Here is a 7,322-nt window from a genome sequence, read left to right as displayed (position 1 = left end):
TCGAATGCATCTGACCAACCGTCAGTTATCTCTTCCTGCATGCAGCAATCAACGAGGCAGCGTCCACAACGTCACGGAGTGTCGTTGCAGTACTAATGGATCCAGTGCTCACGCCTCTGAGGCGGGCACGCCATCCCATCAGCGGTCATGGCCTTCCGGCCGACCAGCAGGGGCACGGTCTGATCCCAGAACTCGAAGTTCCGGCAACGAAAGTGCTCACCTGCTGGCGGCTACGGAACCGAGCATTCCCCGGTTCCGTAGCTCCCATTAGGCTACGGACGGTGATGATCGTATCGGCGAGGTCGAAGAACGCGTCGATGACCGCGACACGGCGTTCGTCGCATCGGGCGAGCCGGTAGAAGGCGCTCTGCCAGGCGTGGGTGCGCTCGACGTGCCACCGCTGGCTCGCCTGGATCGGTACCTTCTCGCCCTTGTGCGCGATGCGGCCGTACAGACTGCGCGCGGCGAGTTCGGCGCGGGTCTTGTCCGAGTCGTAGCCGGCGTCCAGGTGCACGGTGATGGCCTCGGGCAGCGGTCCCAGGTCCACCAGCAGGTCCAGGGTTGGAGCCCGCAGCGGAGAGTCGTGGCGGTTCGCTCCGGCGAGGACCTTGCCGAGCGGGATCCCATAGCCATCCGTCATGCCGGAGCGTTTCAGGCCCTGTTTGCCGCGGTCGACCGGCAAGCGCCCGGCCGCTTCTCCGCCGCCGGGGTCCTTGGTGATGGAGCCGTCGACGGCGATCTGGTCGAGCACGAGCCCGACGATCCGGTCGTAGGACTCAAGCGCGATCTGTTTGAGTCGGGTGAAGACGCCGAGCCGGATCCACTCGTTGCGGCGGTTGCGGATCGTGGTCGCCGAGCAGGTCGCGTCGGAGACCGCCTGGTAGGAGCAGCCAAACCGCAGGAGCTGGAGCAGCTTGTCGAACACGATCCGGTCGCTGATACGGCGGCGGTGGCAACCCAGCGGGTGGGCCGGATCGACCCGCAGGGCGCTTGGGCAGCAATGCCGCGAATTGATCCCAGAGCGGGTCGGTCAGCCATGATGGAAGGACGGGTACAGATCTCCCCAGTGGTCACAGAGCGCACAGCTCCATGATCACCGGGACCTGTTCCCACCTTGTTGCCGGGGCTGCCCACGCCGCCTATCTGCGCGAGCTCTTAGCTTGACTCTGACGCGTAAATAGCCGCAGGTGAGTGGGGGTTTCTGGCAGGGGTGTTGGCCCGATCGGGGGTATCTCCGCCGGGCTTTGGTCGCGCTCGGTCATCCAGCGGCTTCCATCGGGTCGAGGGTGACCCGGTAGCCGAGTTCGTTCAGCCGGGAGACGGCTCGGCGTGCGGCCCGTTCGGGGTCTCGTTGGGTGAAGTAGCTGCCGCCGAGCTCGTGGTAGGGCACGTGGTCGTGGAGCATGTGCCAGACCGCGGTGATGATCGAGTGCTCGACGGCGACCAGCGCCTTGATCGGACCGCGGCGAGAGGTCAGCCGTTTGTAGCGTGCCTGTAGAAACGAGTCCTTGGTCCGTGTTGCTCCGAACGCGGCCGCCCCCAGTGCCCCTTTCAGGTAAGGGCTGCCGGGCCGGACCCGGGTGCTACGGATCCGGCCCGCCGATTCGTGGTGTCCCGGACACAGCCCGGCCCAGGAGGCCAGGTGCTTGGCCGAGGGGAACCGGGACATGTCACCTCCGGTCTCGGCAACGATGACCTCCGCCACCGCCCGGTTCACTCCCGGGATCGTGTCCAGCAGGTCCAGCGCCGGGCGAAAAGGGGTCATCGCCTCCTTGTCCCGGGCCGTCAGCTGGTTGATGGCACCCGACAGGTGGTCGTACTGGTCAAGGTAGAGGCGAGTCAGGAAGGCGTGGTGTTCACGGAAGCGGCCGGTCAGTGCCTGGCTCAGCTCGGGAATCTTGCTCCGCATGCGGCGCTTGGCGAGGTCGGCAAGGACACGCGGATCGCGCTGCCCGTCGATCAGGGCCTGGAGCACGGCGCGGCCGGAGACGCCCAACAGGTCGGAGACGACGGCGGAGAGCTTGATGCCGGCGTCCTCCAGGAGCTTCTCCAGGCGCTGAACGATCTGGACGCGTTCGCGGGGTGAGTTGGGTGCGGGCCCGGGTGAGATCCCTCAGTTCGCATACCGGTTGCGGAGGTACGAAGGAGGCCCGTACCAGTCCGTGGGAGCCAAGTTGGGCCAGCCAGGCGGCGTCGGAGACGTCGGTCTTGCGGCCCGGCAGGTTCTTCACCTGTGGGGCGTTGACCAGGATGACGTTCAGTTCCTCGATCAGCAGGTAGAAGAAGGGCTTCCAATAGTCGCCGGTCACCTCGATCACCACCAGGGTGACGTCCGCGTCGAGGAGGTGTTCGCGTAGGTCGAGGACGGCGTTGGTGGTGGCGCCGAAGGTCGTGGTCTGCTGGGTGAACGCTCCCTTGCGGCGGGGACTGGGGATGCGGACGCACACCTTGGAGAAGGCCACCTGGTACCTGGCCACCAACCTGCCCCGCCCCGACGCACCCCACGCCTCCACCAGCCCGCACCCGCCCGCCGACCTCGCCGAGATCGTCCGCCTCTACGGCCTGCGGCCATGGATCGAGCAGAGCTACAAGCAGACCAAGGACGAACTCGGCTGGGCCGACTTCCAAGTCCGCTCAGACCGTGCCATCCGCCGCCACCAGACCCTGGTCAACTGCGCCTTCTCCTTCTGCTGGGACCAGTGGTTCTCCCCACCCGGACCGCTGGATGCCACCGCGCCGGACCCGTGCCCCGACGAGGGGCCAGAGAGGGGACCCAGCCGAACCCCAGCAGCCCCAACCGCCTTGCTGCCCCAGGGCCTTACGCGCCATCCGCTCCTGGCTCACCCCCGCCATCACCCTCACCCAGTGGTGGCGAGCCTGGACGGACAAGGACCCACCCTCCGAACTCCAAGCCCTGATCGACGCAGTCACCACCGGACACGGCATTGACCTATACCGCCGGATTTACTAAGGCGATCGTTAGTAGGTAGACAGCGTCGTTGGCCTGGTTCGCTCAAGTGGCAGTGTCAGGAGCCGATGTAGGCGAGGTCGGGTGCGCGGAAGAAGCCCGTGACTCGGGCGGGCAGCTTCTGCAGTCGCCGTAGCGCGGACAGCGCCTTGCCTTTCAGGTCTTCCGCGTTGGCGTGGGCGGTGCTGCCGATGCTGTCGTGCTTGATCGACTTCCAGACCCACTCGTCCGGGTTCAGCTCCGGGCTGTATCCGGGGAGGTAGAACAGGCGCAGGCGGCCGCCGCTCTCCTCGGCGAAGGCCTTGAGTTTCTTGGACTTGTGGATGGAATGGTTGTCCAGGACCAGGAAGACCGGACGGTCGGCGTCGGCGACCAGGCGCTTGGCGAAGGTGAGGAACACGGCGGCGTTGACGCCGCCCTCGACGACCATGAAGCGCAGCGCGCCCCGGCCGGTGACCGCCGAGATCATGTTCACGGATGCGCGCTTACCGGTGGTCTTCACCACCGGCGTCTGCCCGACCGGGGCCCAGGTGGTGCCGGCGTGGTAGTCGGTGCGGATCCCGGCCTCGTCGGCGAACCAGACCTCGGCCCCGGCCTTCTTCGCCTCGGCCTTGATGGCGGGGAACTCCTCGCGCTTCCAGCGCTCCACGGCCTCGGGGTCCTGCTGCCAGGCCCGCCACAGCGGACGCTGCGGGGACAGGCCCAACTTGCGCAGGAGCCGACCGACGCTGACCGCCGACAGGGTCACCCCGAAGTCCCGCCGGATCAGCTCCCGCACCCGGTCGCGGGTCCACAGGTCAAAGTCGAAGCGCAGTTGGCGAGGATCCTTACCCACGATCAGCCGGTACAGCCGCCCCAGCTGGGCGCCGGTCAGCTTCGCCGGACGCCCGGGGACCGGCTTGGCCCGCAGCGCGTCCACCCCGCCCTCGCGATAGGCAGCCAGCCACTTGAACACAGTCGAACGCGCCAACCCCAGCGTCTGCGCGGCCTCGTCGGGGTGTATGCCACCCTCCTCGATCTGCCGCACCGTCCGGATCCGCAACGCCTCCAGCGTCCCGTGATCCAGTTTCCGACCGTCGTTCTCCCGCATGTTGACCATCATCGCAGGCGAACCTGTCTACCTACTAATGATCGCCTTAGTAACGAACTACCGGTAACCGGCTTGGCCTTGCCGCAGCAGTTGCAGGTGGCGGCGTGCGCTTTGGCGTAGCAGGACCCGCAAACCCGCTGTCCGCCATAAAGCGATCCCAAACGACGAAGTCGGCCGCACACGGGACACGAGGGCACGACCACCGGCTGCGCTCCCGCCTCGCACAGGGGGCGGCGATGAACCGCAGGACTTCCGGCACCGGCGCCGAGGCACCCTCTCGTGCCGGGCGCCTTACCACCCTCCTCCGGCATCTCGAAGCCCAGCACAGGTTCCTCATCTGGTCCAGGGCGGGGTGAGTGGGACCTGATGCGGGACGGGAACACGTCGCCGCCGGCCCCGCGTAGACGTGGAGGCGCAGGCTGACGCCGCTGTCGAGTGCCCTGCGGAGTAATAGTGAGCCCGGATGGGGGCCACCATCCAGGCTCGACGTGCAGGTGGGCAGTCGCCCGCCTAGCGTGTTGACGAACGGAAACAACCACGCAGCTTGGCGTGCCACCGGTTCAGACGGGCTTTAGCAACGTGGGTGTCGGCATGGGCAGTGCCGTGGCGCCATGGCTGCCCGGTGCGCGTCTTCCCCACCCCCTCCGGGAGTTCGGCATGTCCCGTATCACCATCAACGGCGTCACGGTGGACCCGCTGGCCCAGGCAGCTGACCTGGCCACCGCATCGCTGGTGTCCGAGGACGCCTCCGCGTCCAACTACCTCCTCGTCCAGACCACACACCCACCCACAGCCGAGGAGAAGGAAGAACTCGCGGCGCTTGGGGTGGTGATCCACGAATACGTTCCGGACGACACCTATCTGTGCGGCTTCCGGCCCACGAATCTGGATGCCGTACGCGCCCTGTCCTTCGTGGCCTGGGCGGACGTGTACTTCAAGGGCTTCAAGATCGCCCAGTCGCTCCGGTCGAAGCGACTCCGCCCGGGGTTCGCCGTGCTGGTCGACCCCATGGAGGCGGTGGGTCCCCAGACCCGGACCGTCGACATCGTGCTGCACGAGGACGTCGAGGTGAGCTCGGACCGGCTCCGGGACCGGATCGCGACGGCAGCCGGTGTCAGCCCCGGCGACGTCGAGCCCGACCGCGACAAGGTACGCATGACCGTCCGGGCGGAGAACCTGCCCGCGCTGGCCGCGCTCGACGAGGTGAAGGAGATCGAGGAGGTCCCCGAGAGAGTACTGTACAACACCGTCTCAGGGAACCTGATGCACGCCCACGTGTCCCTCAACGGCACAAAGTTCCGCGGCGAGGGCCAGATCGTGTGTGTCGCCGACACCGGGTTCGACAAGGGGTCCACCACCAATGTGCACCCCGCCTTCACCGGCCGGGTCAAGCGCCTGGTCGCCCTGGGCCGTACGAGCCCCGCGCGGACGGACGACCCCGACGGGCACGGCACCCACGTGGCGGGCTCCGTCCTCGGCGACGGGACGTCGGCGTCAATGGGCGGAGCCATCACCGGCACAGCACCCGAAGCGAGACTGGTCCTCCAGTCCATGCTGGCCGACGACGGCTCGCTGTCCGGCATCCCGCAGAACCTGCATGACCTGTTCGAACCGCCCTTCCTGGAGGACGAGGCGCGGATCCACACCAACTCGTGGGGTCCGATCACCCCGGGCCTTCCGTACAACAAGAGCGCGCGCGAGGTCGATCAGTTCGTCTGGGACAACAAGGACTTCGTCATCTGCTTCGCCGCGGGCAACGACGGTACGGACCGCGACGGTGACGGTCGTATCAACCTGAAGGCCGTCAGCGGGGAGACCGGGGCCAAGAACATCATCACCGTCGGCGCCAGCGAGGGCGACCGCCCCCAGATCCCCCACACCTATGACGAGCTGAGGCCGCTCTCGTACCCCGCCCCGCCGATCCGCGGCGACAGGATGGCGGACAACCCCGCCGGGATGGCGGCCTTCAGCAGCCGCGGCCCGACCCAGGAGGGGCGGCTCAAGCCCGACATGGTCGCTCCCGGCACAGCGATCCTTTCGACACGCTCGCGGATCGCGCCCGACCACGGTCTCTTCGGCGTCTCCACGGATCCCGCGTTCATGTTCGACAGCGGCACCAGCATGGCCACCCCGCTGGTCGCCGGCTGTGTGGCGGTACTGCGCGAGACGCTGGTGAAGAACGGCACGCCAAAGCCCAGTGCAGCGCTCATCAAGGCCATGCTGATCAACGGTGCCGATGAGCTCAAGGGCCAGTACATCCCCTCCGAGGCGGGCCCCTCCCCCAACAACAACTCGGGCTTCGGCATCGTCAACCTCCAGCGCGCCGTCGTCCTCCCGACCGATGCCGGCCAGGCGGGCTTCACCGACGCCAAGGAGCTGGACCAGGGAGAAGAGCGCGCGTTCAGCATCAACATCCCCGAGGGCGCGACCCGCACCCTGAAAGTCACCCTCGTCTGGACGGACCCCCCTGGCCCAGCCCTGCAGAACGACCTCGACCTGATCGTCCGCGCAGGCGGTCAGGAACGCCACGGCAACATGGGCACGGATCCCGGGTTCGACCGCGTCAACAACGTCGAACAAGTGCACTGGCGGGAGATCCCCACCGGGGAGGCCGAAGTCGTCGTCAGCGCCTTCCGGATCACCCAGTTCGCCCAGCCGTACGCCGTCGCCTGGCGCATCCTCTGACTCCTATACGGGCAATGTCTCGGCCGGCCGGGCCGGGACGTGATCACGGGTCGGATGCTATCCGCCTTCAGGTCAGGACGATCGCGTCCATCAAAGACGCGGGTTCCTGGTCCGGGTTCAGCGCGTACAGCGCCTGGCCTAAGCTTGACTCTGACACGTAAATAACTGCAGGTGGAGGGGGTTTCGGGCAAGGGTGTGGGCCCGGTCGGGGGTCATCTCCGCCGGGCTTCGGCCGTGCTCGGTCATCCACCGGCCTCCATCGGGTCGAGGGTGACCGGGTAGCCGAGTTCGTTCAGCCGGAAGACGGCTCGGCGTGCGACCCGTTCGGGATCTCGTTGAGTAAAGTAGCTGCCGCCGAGCTCGTGGTAGGGCACGTGGTCGTGGAGCATGTGCCAGACCGCGATGGTGATCGAGTGTTCGATGACGACCAGCGCCTTGATCGGACCACGGCGCAAGGTCCGCCGTTTGTAGCGTGCCTGCAGGAACGAGTCCTTGGTCCGTGTCGCTCCGAACGCGGCCATCCCCAGCGCGGCCCGCCGATTCGTGGTATCCCGGACACAGCCCGGCCCGGGAGGCCAG

4 protein-coding genes and 2 pseudogenes are annotated in these 7,322 nt (G+C 67.3%); 2 read left to right on the top strand and 4 right to left on the bottom strand.

Annotated elements, in window-relative coordinates; translation table 11 throughout:
- Positions 1 to 145: 145 nt before the first annotated feature.
- Positions 146 to 1,067: pseudogene (locus ACFU8W_RS39650) on the bottom strand (IS5 family transposase).
- A gap of 191 nt (positions 1,068 to 1,258) precedes the next feature.
- Positions 1,259 to 2,480, bottom strand: a pseudogene (locus tag ACFU8W_RS39645) (IS110 family transposase).
- On the opposite strand from ACFU8W_RS39645, the gene ACFU8W_RS39640 reads away from it, so the two are divergent.
- The gene (locus ACFU8W_RS39640) at positions 2,434 to 2,949 is read left to right on the top strand and encodes a hypothetical protein (RefSeq protein WP_384048436.1); all 516 of its coding nucleotides are present in this window, start codon (positions 2,434 to 2,436) and stop codon (positions 2,947 to 2,949) included. The pseudogene ACFU8W_RS39645 and the gene ACFU8W_RS39640 overlap by 47 nt on opposite strands.
- 77 nt (positions 2,950 to 3,026) lie before the next feature.
- On the opposite strand, the gene ACFU8W_RS39635 is transcribed toward ACFU8W_RS39640, so the two are convergent.
- Positions 3,027 to 4,058, bottom strand: coding sequence for an IS630 family transposase (locus tag ACFU8W_RS39635; RefSeq protein WP_384048433.1), 1,032 nt, complete (start codon positions 4,056 to 4,058; stop codon positions 3,027 to 3,029).
- Between the two features lie 657 nt (positions 4,059 to 4,715).
- On the opposite strand from ACFU8W_RS39635, the gene ACFU8W_RS39630 reads away from it, so the two are divergent.
- Positions 4,716 to 6,743, top strand: a complete 2,028-nt coding sequence (locus tag ACFU8W_RS39630; RefSeq protein ID WP_384048430.1) for a S8 family serine peptidase — start codon at positions 4,716 to 4,718, stop codon at positions 6,741 to 6,743.
- Positions 6,744 to 6,985: 242 nt separating this feature from the next.
- Here ACFU8W_RS39630 and ACFU8W_RS39625 read toward each other — a convergent pair whose 3' ends face one another.
- Positions 6,986 to 7,264 carry a hypothetical protein gene (locus tag ACFU8W_RS39625; RefSeq protein WP_384048442.1) on the bottom strand — a complete coding sequence of 93 codons (279 nt, stop codon included), beginning with the start codon at positions 7,262 to 7,264 and terminating at the stop codon, positions 6,986 to 6,988.
- Between the last annotated feature and the right edge of the window lie 58 nt (positions 7,265 to 7,322).

Origin of the sequence: Streptomyces sp. NPDC057565, from assembly GCF_042801455.1 — a bacterium.
Taxonomy (GTDB): domain Bacteria; phylum Actinomycetota; class Actinomycetes; order Streptomycetales; family Streptomycetaceae; genus Streptomyces; species Streptomyces yanii.
The sequence above is the reverse complement of the archived record's forward strand: the minus strand, read 5'-3'. Positions and strand labels throughout refer to the sequence as shown.